The sequence below is a fragment of the Streptomyces marispadix genome (assembly GCF_022524345.1).
In the GTDB taxonomy this organism is placed as follows: Bacteria; Actinomycetota; Actinomycetes; order Streptomycetales; family Streptomycetaceae; genus Streptomyces; species Streptomyces marispadix.
The window spans coordinates 1,570,978-1,584,982 of sequence record NZ_JAKWJU010000002.1 but is presented as its reverse complement, the minus strand read 5'-3'; the positions used below and the strand labels follow the sequence as shown (position 1 = coordinate 1,584,982).

General features: G+C 70.2%; 14 protein-coding genes, 2 tRNA genes and 1 pseudogene. 9 read left to right on the top strand and 8 right to left on the bottom strand.

The annotated features are described in order from the left end of the window. Positions 1-121 precede the first annotated feature (121 nt). The gene (locus tag MMA15_RS06830; RefSeq protein ID WP_241058188.1) at positions 122-1,309 is read left to right on the top strand and encodes a MalY/PatB family protein; all 1,188 of its coding nucleotides are present in this window, start codon (positions 122-124) and stop codon (positions 1,307-1,309) included. Positions 1,310-1,589: 280 nt separating this feature from the next. On the opposite strand, the gene MMA15_RS06825 is transcribed toward MMA15_RS06830, so the two are convergent. The 3 genes from MMA15_RS06825 to MMA15_RS06815 all read right to left on the bottom strand — a co-directional run bounded on the left by MMA15_RS06825 (position 1,590) and on the right by MMA15_RS06815 (position 3,335). After that, complete coding sequence (locus tag MMA15_RS06825; protein ID WP_241058187.1) at positions 1,590-2,120, bottom strand: hypothetical protein; 531 nt, start codon at positions 2,118-2,120, stop codon at positions 1,590-1,592. 321 nt (positions 2,121-2,441) lie between these two features. Further along, a complete protein-coding gene (locus MMA15_RS06820) occupies positions 2,442-3,104 on the bottom strand; it encodes a Clp protease N-terminal domain-containing protein (protein ID WP_241058186.1) in 663 nt (220 codons plus the stop codon). A 6-nt stretch (positions 3,105-3,110) separates the two neighbouring features. Then, positions 3,111-3,335: a hypothetical protein gene (locus MMA15_RS06815; protein WP_070011698.1), complete on the bottom strand. Its 225-nt coding sequence runs from the start codon at positions 3,333-3,335 to the stop codon at positions 3,111-3,113. 268 nt (positions 3,336-3,603) lie between these two features. Between MMA15_RS06815 and MMA15_RS06810 the strand changes: the two genes are divergently transcribed. Further along, positions 3,604-4,221 carry a TetR/AcrR family transcriptional regulator gene (locus tag MMA15_RS06810; RefSeq protein WP_241058185.1) on the top strand — a complete coding sequence of 206 codons (618 nt, stop codon included), beginning with the start codon at positions 3,604-3,606 and terminating at the stop codon, positions 4,219-4,221. Between the two features lie 139 nt (positions 4,222-4,360). Next, the gene (locus tag MMA15_RS06805) at positions 4,361-5,134 is read left to right on the top strand and encodes a VC0807 family protein (RefSeq protein ID WP_241058184.1); all 774 of its coding nucleotides are present in this window, start codon (positions 4,361-4,363) and stop codon (positions 5,132-5,134) included. Between the two features lie 203 nt (positions 5,135-5,337). On the opposite strand, the gene MMA15_RS06800 is transcribed toward MMA15_RS06805, so the two are convergent. Continuing rightward, positions 5,338-5,411: transfer RNA gene (locus MMA15_RS06800), tRNA-Ile, on the bottom strand. Positions 5,412-5,596: 185 nt separating this feature from the next. Next, positions 5,597-5,672, bottom strand: a tRNA-Asn gene (locus MMA15_RS06795). Positions 5,673-5,843: 171 nt separating this feature from the next. Here MMA15_RS06795 and MMA15_RS06790 point away from each other — a divergent pair. Then, a complete protein-coding gene (locus MMA15_RS06790; RefSeq protein WP_241058183.1) occupies positions 5,844-6,143 on the top strand; it encodes a YtxH domain-containing protein in 300 nt (99 codons plus the stop codon). 161 nt (positions 6,144-6,304) lie between these two features. On the opposite strand, the gene ligD is transcribed toward MMA15_RS06790, so the two are convergent. Then, positions 6,305-7,195 (bottom strand): non-homologous end-joining DNA ligase, encoded by an 891-nt coding sequence (gene ligD, locus MMA15_RS06785; RefSeq protein WP_241058181.1) that lies wholly within the window; start codon positions 7,193-7,195, stop codon positions 6,305-6,307. 30 nt (positions 7,196-7,225) lie between these two features. Between ligD and ku the strand changes: the two are divergent. From ku to MMA15_RS06770, 3 genes and pseudogenes are all read left to right on the top strand, one after another. Continuing rightward, positions 7,226-7,930, top strand: a pseudogene (gene ku / locus MMA15_RS28160) (non-homologous end joining protein Ku); the annotation flags it as partial. A gap of 565 nt (positions 7,931-8,495) precedes the next feature. Continuing rightward, positions 8,496-9,260 carry an IclR family transcriptional regulator gene (locus tag MMA15_RS06775; protein WP_241058179.1) on the top strand — a complete coding sequence of 255 codons (765 nt, stop codon included), beginning with the start codon at positions 8,496-8,498 and terminating at the stop codon, positions 9,258-9,260. Positions 9,261-9,383: 123 nt separating this feature from the next. After that, positions 9,384-10,274: an SMP-30/gluconolactonase/LRE family protein gene (locus MMA15_RS06770; RefSeq protein WP_241058177.1), complete on the top strand. Its 891-nt coding sequence runs from the start codon at positions 9,384-9,386 to the stop codon at positions 10,272-10,274. Positions 10,275-10,366: 92 nt separating this feature from the next. Here MMA15_RS06770 and MMA15_RS06765 read toward each other — a convergent pair whose 3' ends face one another. Further along, positions 10,367-10,861, bottom strand: a complete 495-nt coding sequence (locus MMA15_RS06765; protein ID WP_241058176.1) for a MarR family winged helix-turn-helix transcriptional regulator — start codon at positions 10,859-10,861, stop codon at positions 10,367-10,369. Between the two features lie 91 nt (positions 10,862-10,952). Between MMA15_RS06765 and MMA15_RS06760 the strand changes: the two genes are divergently transcribed. Beyond that, a complete protein-coding gene (locus MMA15_RS06760) occupies positions 10,953-11,981 on the top strand; it encodes an NADP-dependent oxidoreductase (protein ID WP_241058175.1) in 1,029 nt (342 codons plus the stop codon). Positions 11,982-12,112: 131 nt separating this feature from the next. Next, entirely contained in the window at positions 12,113-12,541 is a 429-nt protein-coding gene (locus MMA15_RS06755; RefSeq protein ID WP_241058173.1) for an organic hydroperoxide resistance protein, read from the top strand. A 198-nt stretch (positions 12,542-12,739) separates the two neighbouring features. Here MMA15_RS06755 and mmsB read toward each other — a convergent pair whose 3' ends face one another. After that, positions 12,740-14,005, bottom strand: coding sequence for a multiple monosaccharide ABC transporter permease (gene mmsB / locus MMA15_RS06750; protein ID WP_241058171.1), 1,266 nt, complete (start codon positions 14,003-14,005; stop codon positions 12,740-12,742).

Here is a 14,005-nt window from a genome sequence, read left to right as displayed (position 1 = left end):
TTGCGAGCCGCCGCGCGGGCCCGGGACGTTCCCGGTACGCGGCCCCGCGGGCGTCCGTCGGCGGTCTGCTCCCGAGACCGGCGGTCTGCTCCCGGGAGGGGATGCGCCCTAACTTGGTGTGGTGGACACCTGTGTGAGCAACCCGCTGCGTCAGTGCACCCTGGACGAGCTGCGCCGCCGTACGAGCGCCAAGTGGCGCGTATACCCCGGCGACGTGCTGCCGATGTGGATCGCCGAGATGGACGTGCCGCTCGCCGCCCCGGTCGCCGGGGCCCTGCACGAGGCGATCGACGCCGGAGACACCGGCTATGCGATGGGCGACGTCTACGCCGAGGCCCTGGACGGATTCGCGCAACGCGACTGGAGCTGGAGAGTGCCGCCCGAGCGTGCCGCGATCGTGCCCGATGTGATGCTCGGGGTCGTCGAGGTGCTCAAGCTGATCACGTCGCCCGGAGACGCCGTCGTCGTCAACTCCCCTGTCTATCCGCCCTTCTACGAGTTCGTCTCGCACATGGACCGCCGGGTGGTGGAGGCGCCGTTGACCGAGGAGGGCCGTATCGACCTCGACACCCTCGCGAGGGCCTTCCGTACGGGAGGGAGCGCGGGGCCGGGCGGCTCCGGCGGACCGGAGGAGAGCCGGGGCGCTGCCGCCTATCTGCTGTGCAGCCCCCACAACCCCACCGGCACCGTCCACACCGCCGAGGAGCTGACGGCGGTGACGCGGCTGGCGGCCGAACACGGCGTACGCGTCGTCGCCGACGAGATCCACGCACCGCTCGTACTGCCCGGAGCGCGTCATGTGCCGTATCTGTCGATTCCCGGAACGGAGCGCGCCTTCTCCCTCCTCTCCGCGTCCAAGGCGTGGAACCTGGCGGGGCTGAAGGCGGCCATGGCAGTCGCGGGCCCCGACGCCGCGGGCGAACTGGCCCGCATGCCGGAGGAGGTCAGCCACGGCCCGAGCCATCTGGGCGTCATCGGACATGTGGCGGCGTTCCGGCACGGAGGCCCCTGGCTGGAGGCGCTGCTCACGGGTCTCGACGAGAACCGGCAGCTCCTGTCCGGCCTGCTGAAACGGCATCTGCCCGAGGTGCGATACCGCTCCCACGAGGGCACTTTCCTCGCCTGGCTCGACTGCCGCGCACTGGGCCTCGGCGACGACCCCGCGGCGGCCTTCCTGGAGCGGGGCCGAGTGGCGCTCATCCCCGGACCGGCCTTCGGCACGGGCGGCGCGGGCCACGCGAGGCTCAACATCGGGACGTCCCCGGAGATCCTGGAAGAGGCGGTGAAGCGGATGGCCGCCGCCGTCTGACCCGCACCGGCCGGCGGGCGATTCCCGTACCGCACTGGGGAGTCGCACTCCGGTAAGAATTCTCGCCGCTTCGACGAACGCTTCCCGTACGGGACTCATGCGGATCGCACGCGCTCGTACGGAATCTCGCACGCGCCCCGCGCACGCACCCGTACGGGAAGCTTCGCCTGACCGGCCTCAGCCGCACTGCCTCAGCAACGCGGGTTCGAAGCCACCTCAGCAGCGCCGGTTCAACTCCGCCTCACCAGCGGCGACTCGGCGACGGCGTGAGCAGGCCGACTCAGCAACGCTTCGACGACGCCCCGTTGTTGGGCACCGGGTCGCCCGCCTTGCGCACCGAGCCCACTGCCGCCGTGCACTCGGACACCGTGTCCGTGCCGTACGACCAGAACTCCTGCTGCGTGGAGTTCGTCCATGCCCTGCTGCCGAGCACCTCGTCCTGCGAGTAGCTGTAGACGGCCGCCGTCACGTCGTAGTCACCGGCGGTCTTGCGGAAGTTCTCCCAGACCCATACGTAGCCGTAATTCTCCTGGCAGTCCGGCGAGTAGAACTGCTTGACCGACGCGATCGTGACGCCACTGCGCTTGATGTAGCCGGTGGTGCCGATCTGGTACGCGTCGGCGCAGACACCGGCCACGTCCGCGGCTCTGCTGTTCGGATTGCCCTTGGCGGAGGGCGCGGTGGACTTGGCTGCGCTGCGCTCGGACGGCTTGGGCGCGGGCCCGCTGCCCGCATAGGCGGCTCCCGCAGGGACGGCCAGCATGGCGCAGGTCAGCGCCGCGACCGCGGTCTTGGCATAGCGAATACGCATTACTCCCCCTCAAGTTGAACCATGACAGTTCAGACTGTTTCGGATATTCCAGGCAGAAGGAATCTGTCGGCTATTGCCAGAAGATTCCGACATCAGAAGAGACACCCGGCAGGGGCAAGGGGTTGTACGGCATTCCGAACTTGCCGTCGCATGCCTCGACTTCGCCGAGGCTTCGCAGAGGTGTCGCCGAACGACCCGGGGGCGAGCGGGATGTCGTGGCGCGGCACGGGGCACCGGTCCGTACGCGTCCGCTCGAAGCGTCCGCCAGGACAGGTGCCCCGCCGCGCCCATGGGCGTCAGATCACGCGGCCACCGCGGGCGTCAGGCCGCGGAACGCAGATCCGCCAGCACCAGATCCCGCGTCTCCTTCGTCGCCACCCCGAGCCGCTCGAACATCCCCTGCGAGATCTTGTCGTCACCGCGCAGCAGCGCGAGCACCACATGCTCCACCCCGATGTGGCGGTCCTTGCGTGCGATCGCCTCACGCAGCGACAGCTCCAGCGCCTTCTTCGCCCGCCCGGTGAAGCGGATATGGCCCGACGCCCCCGGAGCCGGGCCCCCGGCCCCGGAGCCGCCGCCTGCGCGCGTCCCGCTCTCCCGCCGTCCCAGCTTCATCAGGCGCCGCCTCCGCGGAGCGCCCTCTCCCGGATCGGTCCTCGGAGTGTCCAACGCCCCGTCGCCGAAGGCGCTTTCAGCCCGCCGCCGGATCTCGTCCAGATCGATGCCGAACGCCTTGAGCGCCTCCGCGTCCTCCGGGCCCAGCCCGTCGCCGTCCGAGCCCCCGACGACACCGGCGACCGCGGCACGGCAGTTCTCGGCACTGACCCCGAGCCGTACGAGCGTCGAGACTCCCGGCTGTTCCGGCAGGCGCAGGGCGGAGAGCAGCAGATGCTCGGTGCCGACCCAGCCGTGACCGAGACTTCGCGCCTCCTCCTGCGCCCCGATGACGACCTGACGTGCCGACCGGCTGAAACGTTCGAACATCGCCGCCTACCTCCTCGCGTGCTTCTTGTGTACGGCCTGCCTGCTCACGCCGAGCGCGGCCCCGATCTCGTCCCATGACCAGCCCTGTGCGCGGGCGCTGTCGACCTGCAACGCCTCCAGGCGCTCGGTCAGCCGCCGCAGCGCGGCGACGGCCCGCAGGCCTACGCGGGGATCGCTGTGCAGGGCGGCCTCGGCTGTGTCCACTGCTTCTCGTGCGTCCGATGCGGCCATGCTGTCAACGTAGGATGACAAGCCCAGTTTGTCAACCAATGTTGACGACGCCCGGGGGTGGGCGGTGATCCGACGGGGTCGCCCGATGCGAACCGGCCGTCGGTACAGGGGCGTTGGGGTGGTGTCCGTGGCAGGGCAGGGGTTGTGTGCTGTACCCGCTGTGCCCGCCGTGGAGCCTGCCGCGGGCGGACCCGTATCGGCTGACGCCCCTACGATGGCGTGCAGGCCAGTCGTATGTATTGGATAACCCGTCGACCGAGGAGCGGATGTGCCGAAGCAGGTGGACCACGACGCGCGCCGGACGGCGATCGCCCAGGCGCTGTGGCGGGTCGCGCGGGTGCGAGGACTGGAGAAGGTGAGCCTGCGCGAGGTGGCCGCGGAGGCGGGGATCTCGCTGGGGCAGTTGCAGCACTACTTCGTCAACAGGCAGCAACTGATGGTCTTCGCCATGGAGTTCATGAGCCGTAAGAACGTGGAGCGCGTCACCGAGCGGCTCATCGCCGTCGACGGCACGGACCACAGGGCCAGGCTCCGCGCCATCGCCCTGGAGATGCTGCCCATCGACGAAGACGCCCGCGTGGGAAGCCTGTTGAACATCGACTTCCTGCTGGAGGCCGCGCGCAACGACACCCTGCGAGAGCACGTACGGCAGCGGACTGCCGCACTGCGCGGGCTGCTCGAGGGCCAGATCGCGCTGGCGGTACAGGCGGGCGACGTCTCCCCGGACCGCGACGCCCGCGCCGAGGCGGGGCTGCTGATCGCGCTCGCGGACGGCCTGCGCACCCACTTCCATCTCGGAACCCACACCGCGGACGAGGTGGTCTCGCTGATGGACGGCCATCTGGACCGGCTGCTCGGCGAATCCGGGGGCCGAAAGCCGCGTTGATTCCGGTCAGTTGACTTGCTAGCGTCTTTTCCCATACATGCGACCTGAAAAGCTGGCCGTGACGGGGGAGGCCAGGTACCGCCTTCGGTCCTTCGTCGGCACGCCAGCGTGCGAGGCAGCGCCGAGACCGGAGGTAGCCATGTCCAGCCCGACGAACACCCGCGACGCCGCCGAGGACCTCACCCCTGACGCCACCGCCGCCCCGGAGTCCACGGAAGCCGCCGATGCCGCCGCGGCGACGGCTACTGAGCACGAAGGCGCCGCACCCATCGCCACCGTCCGGCCCCTGGCCCTGCTCCGCTCCCTGATCCCCGACATAGGCCTCCCGCTGGCGGGGTTCTACGTCCCGCACCTGTCGGGAGCCGGCGACCGCACCGCGCTGCTGACCGCCACCGCTCTCGCCGCGCTGCGCGTCGCATGGGGCATGCTGCGCGAACGCACCCTGAACGTCTTCGCCACGGTCATGCTCGTCGCCTTCGGCGTCGGCACGGTCCTCACCCTCGTCAGCGGCGACACCGAGTTCCTTCTGCTGAAGAACTCGTTCACGACCGGCGCGATCGGGCTGGTCTTCCTCGCCACGGTCCCATGGGGCCGCCCGCTCACCCTGGCTGCCGCCGAGAGCTTCAACCCGGCCCGCGCCGCCGAATTCCAGGAGCAGTACCGCTCGAACCCGCGCGTCCGCCGCGGCCACCGGGTCTGCTCCGGCGTCTGGGGCTCCGGTCTGCTGCTGGAGGCCGCGCTGCGGATCCCGATGGTGTACACGCTCCCGGCCGCGGCGGTGGTCGCCCTGAGCGAAGCCCTCATGATCGCCGCCCTGGCCGGCCTCAGCACCTGGAACGTCTTCTACGTGCGCCGCGCCCGCCGCCGTCCGCGTGCCTCCACCGCGACGACCGAAGGCCCCGCCGAGTCATAGCCGCTTGCCGGGCGTCCGGCGAGCGTTCGGGGCGGGGCCCGTGAAGTGCCCGTAGTGTCCGCACAGTTGGCGGCAGAAGCCGCGTTCCCGGGTCGTGGAGGGGATCGCCGCCGCGGACCCCGAGACCGGCCGAACGCTCGGCACCGGGCCCGGCGGTGAAGCCGGCCCGTGCACCGTCACCTCTTACGGTGCGGGCATGTGAGTGGGGCGGGTGGGACTCGAACCCACGGCCGACGGATTATGAGTCCGCTGCTCTAACCGGCTGAGCTACCGCCCCGTTCGCCGGGTCACGCACATCTGTGCGCGCCGCGTCTGCCGCAGCATAGCTGCTCATACGATCTCCCGCCCCTGCCGGGTGGTGCCGTACGGGAGGGAGGACTTCGGGTACCCGGTGATCGGTTCCCGAGTGCCCCGACGGACTTCCCCGGCAAAGAAAAAGAGCCCCGAGGAGGGCTCTTTCCGTGGCTCCCGCGACTGGACTCGAACCAGTAACCTGCCGGTTAACAGCCGGCTGCTCTGCCGATTGAGCTACACGGGAATGTGCTGCTCGGACGCGCCCACTCGGCCATGGACCGCGTTCCCTCGCCGCGCGCATACATTAGCGCATGCCAGGGGGTACTCCGAAATCGGTATCGGCGCGGCCTCCTTGGCCGCCGGGAAGACCGAGGGGACCGGAGAGTCCCGAGAGATCCGAGAGAAGGGTGGAGCCATGCGCTACCGGCTCACGTTCGTCGCTGGACTGGCCGTCGGGTACGTGTTCGGTACGCGTGCCGGCCGCGAGCGCTACGAGCGGCTGCGGCAGACGGCACAGCGGCTGGCCGAGAACCCCGCGGTGCGCAACGCCGCCGAGAGCGCAGCGCAGACCGGCCGTGAGGCAGCTTCGAAGGCGGCGGGAGTCGTGACGGAGAGGGTGGGGCACCGCCTGCCGGAGTCGGTGAACGAACGGGTGCGGGCGCTCCGCGACCACCGCACGCCGATGGACGACGACTGGGGCTCGGGCAGCAAGTAGCCCTGCGCGGGCGCGAGTTCGGGCAGCGTGTGGAGTCCGTACGAGCGTCCGGGCGGAGAACCACGACGGGGGAGAACCACGACGGCGGGTGGGCCGGAATACAGCTTCCGGCCCGCCCGCCGTTCGCGTGCCCGCCGTCGCCTTCGCGCGGCGCCCGGTTCTCAGGCGCCCGGGATGGGGCGCGCCAGCTCGGGGTCCAGCAGCGGCTCCATCAGATCGCCGTGGCGCTCCAGCCGCAGAGGCAGCTGGTCGGCGACGAAGACCAGCTCCTCCGCCGTCCTCGCCGCCGTCAGCTCCTCCCACGTGACCGGCGCCGAGACGCTCGGACGCTGCTTGGCGCGGAGGGTGTAGGGGGCGGCGGTGGTCTTCGCGGCGGCGTTCTGCGAGTGGTCGACGAAGACCTTGCCGGGGCGCAGCGCCTTGGCCATCCGGCTCAGAGCCAGCTCCGGCATGGCCGACTCCGCCTCCAAGGCGGCCTTCTTCGCGTACGCGGAGACCGTCGAGGACGGCGTGACCTCGATGGGTGCCAGCAGATGCAGACCCTTGCCGCCGGAGGTCTTGGGGAGCACAGTGATGTCGTCCGACGCCAGCCGCTCCCGAAGCCACAGCGCCACGGTGCGGCACTCCAGAATCCCGGCACCGGGACCGGGGTCGAGGTCGAAGACGAGCCGGTCCGCCCGCGCCTCGTGCTCCACTCGCCACTGCGGCGTGTGAAGCTCCAGCCCGGCGAGGTTCGCCGCCCATACGAGGGTGGCGAGGTCGTGGATCAGCACCTGCCGCAGGGGTTCGCTGCTGACCGTGGTGATCTCGTGGACGGTCACCCAGTCAGGGGCGCCGGGCGGCACGTTCTTCGCGAAGAACGCTGTGGCGTCCACGCCGTCGGGATACCGCAGGAAGGAGACGGGGCGGCCCCGCAGGTGGGGGAGAAGCGCCTCGGCGACGGTCACGTAGTAGTGAAGTGCCTCACCCTTGGTGAATCCGGTGGCCGGATAGAGCACCTTGTCGAGATTGCTGAGAGCGAGACGGCGGCCCTCGACCTCCGTGTACGGCATACCCTGAGAGTCCCATAGAAGGGACGAACCATGCGATCCATCTGGAAAGGGTCCATTTCCTTCGGGCTGGTCTCCATACCGATCAAGGTGGTTTCGGCCACCGAGAGCCACAGCGTCTCCTTCCACCAGGTGCACACCGCCGACGGCGGGCGCATCCGCTACCGCAAGGTGTGCGAGCTGGAGGAGCGCGAGGTGCCGCGCGAGGAGATCGGAAAGGGCTTCGAGACCGGCGACGGTACGACGGTCCAGCTCACGGACGCCGATCTCGCGGCGCTGCCGCTGCCCACGGCCAAGACCGTGGAGATACTCGGCTTCGTGCCCGCCGAGGACGTGGACCCGATCCAGCTCGACCGCTCGTACTTCCTGGCCGGCGACGGCCGTTCCGCGACCAAGCCCTACGCGCTGCTGCGGGAGGCGCTGAAGCGTTCCGGAAAGGTGGCCGTCGGCAAGCTCGCGATGAGGGGCCGGGAGAGCCTGGGCCTGCTGCGCGTCTACGAGAACGTGCTCGCCCTGCACACGATGCTCTGGCCGGAGGAGATCCGTTCCGCGAGCGGCGTCGCGCCCGAGGAGGACGTCACGATCCGCGACGCCGAGCTGGACCTCGCGGACACCCTGATGGAGACGCTGGGGGATCTGGACTGGTCGGAGCTGCACGACGAGTACCGGTCGGCGGTGGAGGAACTGGTCGCCGCGAAGCTCGAAGGGGTCGACACCGAGGCGGCGGGCAAGGAGGCGGCCGCCGCGACCGGCAAGGGCCAGGTCGTGGATCTGATGGCGGTGCTGGAGAGCAGCGTGCAGGCGGCCAGGCAGTCCAGGGGAGAGGGCGCCGCCGCGGTCGCGCCGGACGCCACCGTGCACGAGCTGTCGAGGCAGCGCGGCGCGAGGAAGGCGGGCACCAAGGCGGGCTCGGGTACGTCGAAGAAGACGGCGGCGGCGAAGAAGACCACCGGGAAGAAGGCCGCGGCCACGGGCGGTACGGCGTCGAAGAAGGCGGCGGCCAAGTCCGGAACGGCCAAGGCGGGGGCTTCGAAGCCCGCGAAGAAGACCGCCGCCTCGAAGAAGACGGGCGCCGCGGCGAAGAAGACGTCCGGCACGAAGAAGGCCGCCGCGTCGAAGAAGACCGCGCGTCCGAGGAAGAGCGCGCAGCGGCCCCGGCCGTCACCGGAGGGCCCTTCGCCTGAGCATTGTCGATGCCGCGGGGGCGTGACTAGGCTGTTCGCGATGCCGACCACTTGTCGGTATTTCGAACCAGCGTCGGTGCGCTCAAGGCGCGAAGCGAGCAAGGGGAGGGCGGGGGGACATGGGTCGTCTCGTGCCGGCCGTGACCAGGGCCCTGGACGTACTGGAACTCTTCCTCGACTGCGACGGGACCCTCTCCGCCCCGGAGATCACCCGCAAGCTCCAGCTTCCCCGTACGACGGTGCACGAGCTGGTGACGACGCTCACCGCCCGCAGCTATCTGGAACAGCCTCCGGACCGGCCGGGACGCTACCGGCTGGGAGTCCGGGGCTATCAGCTCGGCAGCCGCTACGCCGAGCAGCTCGATCTCGCCGCCGAGGGGCAGCGGGTGGCGCGCAGCGTCGCCGACACCTGCGGCGAGACGGTGCATGTGGCCGTCCTGGAGGGACTCGACGTCATCTACATAGCGAAGGTCGACAGCACCCATGCCGTGCGCATGGTCTCCGCCGCCGGGCGCAGGCTTCCGGCCCACTGCACGGCCGTGGGGAAGATGCTGCTCGCCTCGCTGCCCGAGGACGAACTGGAGGCGCTGCTCGCGGACGCCGGGCCTCTGACCGCGATGACGCCCGACTCGATCACGTCCGTGGAGGCGCTGCGCGAGGCGCTGGCGCTGGTCCGCGACCGCGGAGTCGCCGTGGAGCAGCAGGAGTCCAATCCGGATGTGAGCTGCGTGGCGGCGCCCGTACGGGATTCGGGCGGCAAGGCGGTGGCGGCGCTGAGCATCTCGGTGCCCACGGTCCGCTGGAGCCGTGAGCGCAGGGAGGAGCTGGAGGGCCTGGCGGTCAAGGGCGCGGTGGAGCTGTCGGGCAGGCTCGGGCACCGTTGACGGGCGCTCCCGTGACACGTACGTACGACAGGACGCGCACCCCGTGACGGCATGGGGCACGCAGACGACGGACGCGCGGGGCGGACGCGGGCGAAACGGACGCCCCGGCGAGCGGAGGAAGGGATGAGCGGCGTGCGGGAGTCGGCAGGGGCAGAGGTGGCGGTGGCGGTGCGTACGCCGGCGTGGCTCGGCGAGGGTCCCACCTGGGACGGCGCACGCGGGCTGCTGATCTGGGTGGACATCCTCAACTCCCGTGTGCATACGTACGATCCGTCCGACGGCGCCCGTACGGTCATGGCGACCGAACAGCACGTCGGCGCTGCCAAGCCCAGGGCGGGCGGCGGTCTCGTCGTCAATCTGCGTGACGGCGTCGGGCTGTACGGGCCGGACGGCGGTTTCTCCTGGCTGCACCGCGAGGTCGTGCCGGGCCGCCGGGGCAACGACGCGGCCGTCGCCCCCGACGGTGCGCTGTGGGCGGGCTCGATGACGTACGCCGAACGGGCCGGAGGGGGCGACCTCAAGCGGCTGACCGGGGACGGCGCCGCGGTGACCGTGCTGCCGGAGGTCACGGTCAGCAACGGCATCGGCTGGAGCCCGGACGGCTCGCTGATGTACTACAACGACACCCCTACGCGCCGGATCGACGTCTTCGACGTGCCTGCGGCGGAGGGGAGTTCGGGCGCGGACGTCTCGGGGCGCCGTACGTTCGCGGAGATCGAGGAGGGCGCGGGCTATCCCGACGGGCTGACCGTCGACGCCGACGGCTGCGTCTGGGTCGCGCTCTGGGACGGCGCCGCCGTGCGCCGCTACACCCCGGACGGCAGGCTGGACCGGACGGTCGGGCTGCCCGTGCCGCGTCCGACGGCATGCGCCTTCGGAGGCCCGGGGCTACGGGACCTGTATGTCACGACGGCGAGCGCGGGAGCCGATCCCACGGCACATCCGCTCGCCGGCTCGCTGCTCGTGCTGCCGGGGGCCGGGCAGGGGCTGCCGCAGGCGGCGTTCGCGGGCTGACCGCCCGTCCACCGCTCGTCCGTACCCCGGCCATCTGCTCGACCGGTCCGGGGCCGTGCCGGTGTACGGCCGGTGCCGTCCTGCTCTTGTAGTCAGCCGGTCCCGGGCGGGTCGTCTCCCGCGCCCTCGTCCGTGCCCTCCTCGCCGAGCATGCGCTGCAACAGGTCGCGCAGCAGGGTCCGTTCGACCGGGGTGAGCTCGGCGAGCGGCTCGCGGGCGAAGCCGAGGGCGGCCCGGAGCCTGTGTGCCAGGTCTATGCCGTCGTCCGTGGCCGCGGCGAGCTTCACCCGCCGGTCCGCGGGATCGGAGCGGCGCACCGCCAGGCCGCGCGACTCCAGGCGGTCCACTATCCCCGTCACATTGGACGGCTCGCACTTCAGCGCACGGGCGACCTGGCGCATCGGCGTCGGCTCGCGCGCCAGCAGAGCCAGTACGCGGGCCTGGGCGCCGGTCAACGAGTGGTCGGCGGCGGCCAGTTCGTACTCCTCGTGGTAGCGGGCGACGACCGTGCCGATCAGGTCGACGACCTCCCGTGTGACGGGGTCGGGGTCGAGCTTGCGGGTACCGGCGGAGGTGTGGGGGGCCATGGGGGAAGTCTAGCTCTTTGCTTGACAACTTGAAATATCAAGGTGCAGGGTTGTTTCAGAACCTGAAACATATCCGTCGAGAGGCCCCCACATGAGCTCGCCCGAATCCCTCCCCGCGACAGGCCGCGAATGGCACCTCGTCTCCAGGCCCGAAGGCTGGCCCGTCCCGGGCGACTTCGCGCTTCGTGAGGGGCCGGTCGCGGCGCCCGGCGAGGGAGAGATCCTGGTCCGCAACCTCTATCTGTCCGTCGACCCGTACATGCGCGGCCGGATGAACGATGTGAAGTCGTATGTGCCGCCCTTCAAGCTCGACGAGCCCATGTCCGGCGGGGCGGTCGGCATCGTCGTGGCCTCGGAGGCCGAGGGGTTCGCCCCCGGCGACCATGTGCTCCACGACCTGGGATGGCGCGAGTTCGCCACGCCCCGTGCGAAGCACGTGACCAAGGTCTCCGCCGAACTCGCCCCGCTGACCACCTACTTGGGAGTGCTCGGCATGCCGGGCCTCACGGCGTACGCCGGTCTGCTGGAGGTCGCGTCGATGAAGAAGGGCGACGCCGTCTTCGTCTCGGGTGCGGCCGGTGCCGTCGGCAGCCAGGTCGGGCAGATCGCGAAGCTCAAGGGCGCCTCGCGGGTGATCGGCAGCGCCGGCTCGGACGAGAAGGTCCGCCTCCTCACCGAGGAGTACGGATTCGACGCGGCCTTCAACTACAAGTCCGGCCCTGTGGCGAAGCAGCTCAAGGAGGCCGCCCCGTCGGGCATCGACGTCTACTTCGACAACGTCGGCGGCGACCACCTGGAGGCGGCGATCAGCTCCCTCAACGTGCACGGCCGCGCCACCATCTGCGGCATGATCGCCCAGTACAACGCCACTGAACCGCCCGCTGCGCCGAGGAACCTGGCCATGGTCATCGGCAAGCGGCTGCGTCTTCAGGGGATGCTTGTGATGGATCACCAGGACCTGATGCCGAAGTTCTTCGAGGAGGTCTCCGGCTGGATCCGCTCGGGGGAGCTGAAGTACCGCGAGACGGTCGTCGAGGGCTTCGAGAACGCTGTGGACGCCTTCCTGGGGCTGCTCAAGGGGGAGAACACGGGCAAGATGATCGTCGGTCTCGCCGACTGACAACCGTACGGCGCACACCACCGATGTGCGCGCACACCACTTACGTACACCAGGAGCCGCGTCGGGTGCCGTGCACCGTGGTCGCGGGCGTGAGCGCCCCGGCAGGCTCCCTCCAACAGTGAGGACCCTCCATGTCCAACCAGTCCGTCGACGTCAAGTACACCGCCGTGGCCACGGCCGAGAACGGCCGCGACGGCCGGGTCGCCAGTGACGACGGCCAGATCGACGTCGTGGTCAACCCGCCCAAGGAGCTTGGCGGCAGCGGCCAGGGCACCAACCCCGAGCAGCTTTTCGCCGCCGGTTACAGCGCCTGCTTCCAGAGCGCGCTCGGCGTCGTGGCCCGTAAGGAGAAGGCCGACATCTCGGGTTCGACGGTGACGGCCCGCGTCGGCATCGGCCCCACCCCGGAGGGCGGCTTCGGTCTGACGGTCGCGCTGGAGGCGCACATACCCAACGTCGACGAGGCGACCGCCAAGGACCTGCTGGAGAAGGCACATCAGGTCTGCCCGTACTCCAACGCCACCCGCGGCAACATCGAGGTCAGCATCGGCGTCGTCTGACGCTTGAGCTGCGCGTGCGTCTCCCGTGCGCGCGGTGACGGTGCGCGCAGTGACGCAGAGACGAGGGCCGCGCGGCGATGCCGTGCGGCCCTCGTGCGTCGTGCCGTAGCCGACTCGGGGCTCCTGGTCCCGGGTGGACTTCGAGTCCGGTGAACTCGCGGCCCGGGTACGGGAGTCGGCGAGCGGAGCGAGCGGACGCTAGGAGCCGACCCTCCGCTTGTTCCATACGTCGAAGCCGACCGCCGCCAGCAGCACCAGCCCCTTGATGACCTGCTGGTAGTCGGTGCCGATGCCGACGAGCGACATGCCGTTGTTGAGTACGCCGAGGACCAGACCGCCGATGACCGCACCCAGCACGGTGCCGACGCCGCCGCTCATCGAAGCGCCACCGATGAACGCCGCGGCGATGGCCTCCAGTTCGAAGTTGATGCCCGCCTGAGGGGTGCCCGCGTTGAGACGGGCCGCGTACACACAGCCGGCGAGCGCCGCCAGGAGCCCCATGTTCACGAACACCATGAACGTGACCCGCTTGTCCTTGACGCCCGAAAGCTTGGCCGCGGCCTTGTTGCCGCCCAGCGCGTACACATGGCGTCCGATGACGGCGTTACGCATCACGAAGCCCAGCCCGATCAGCAGCACACACATGATGAGCAGCACGACCGGCACACCGTGGTAGCTGGCCAGCGTCAGCGTGAAGGCCACCACGGCGGCCACGATCGCCGTGCACTTCAGCACCCACAGGTTGAACGGCAGCACCTCCAGCTCGTACGCCAACTGCCGCCGCCTGTCCCGCCATTCCTGGACGAGCACGAAGGCGATGACGACGAGGCCGATGAGGAGGGTGGGGTTGTGGTACTGCGTGTAGGGACCCATCTCCGGGATGAAGCCCTGGGCGATCTCCTGGAAGCCCCTGGGGAAGGGCGCGATCGACTGGCCCTCCAGCAGGATCTGCGTACCGCCGCGGAAGAGCAGCATCCCGGCGAGCGTCACGATGAACGACGGAATGCCGACGTAGGCGATCCAGAAGCCCTGCCAGGCGCCGGCCGTGGCACCGATCAGCAGCGAGAGCACCAGCGCCAGCACCCAGGGCATGTCGTGCTTGACCATCATCACCGCCGCTGCCGCACCCACGAACGCGGCGAGCGAACCGACGGAGAGGTCGATATGGCCCGCGATGATGACGATCATCATGCCCATGGCCAGGATGAGGATGTAGCTGTTCTGCTGGACGATGTTGGAGACGTTGTTGGGCAGCAGCAGCGAACCGTCGGTCCATATCTGGAACAGCACGACGATGAGCGCGAGCGCGACGAGCATGCCGTACTGGCGGACGTTGTTGCGCACGGCGTCCAGCAGGAGCACACCCGCGGACGGCCGCCCGGACCCGGACCCGGATTCGGTGCCCGGACCGGCAGGCGGCCCCGCCGTGCCGCCGGACTGAGTGGAGGTGTCTGTCGATGTCAT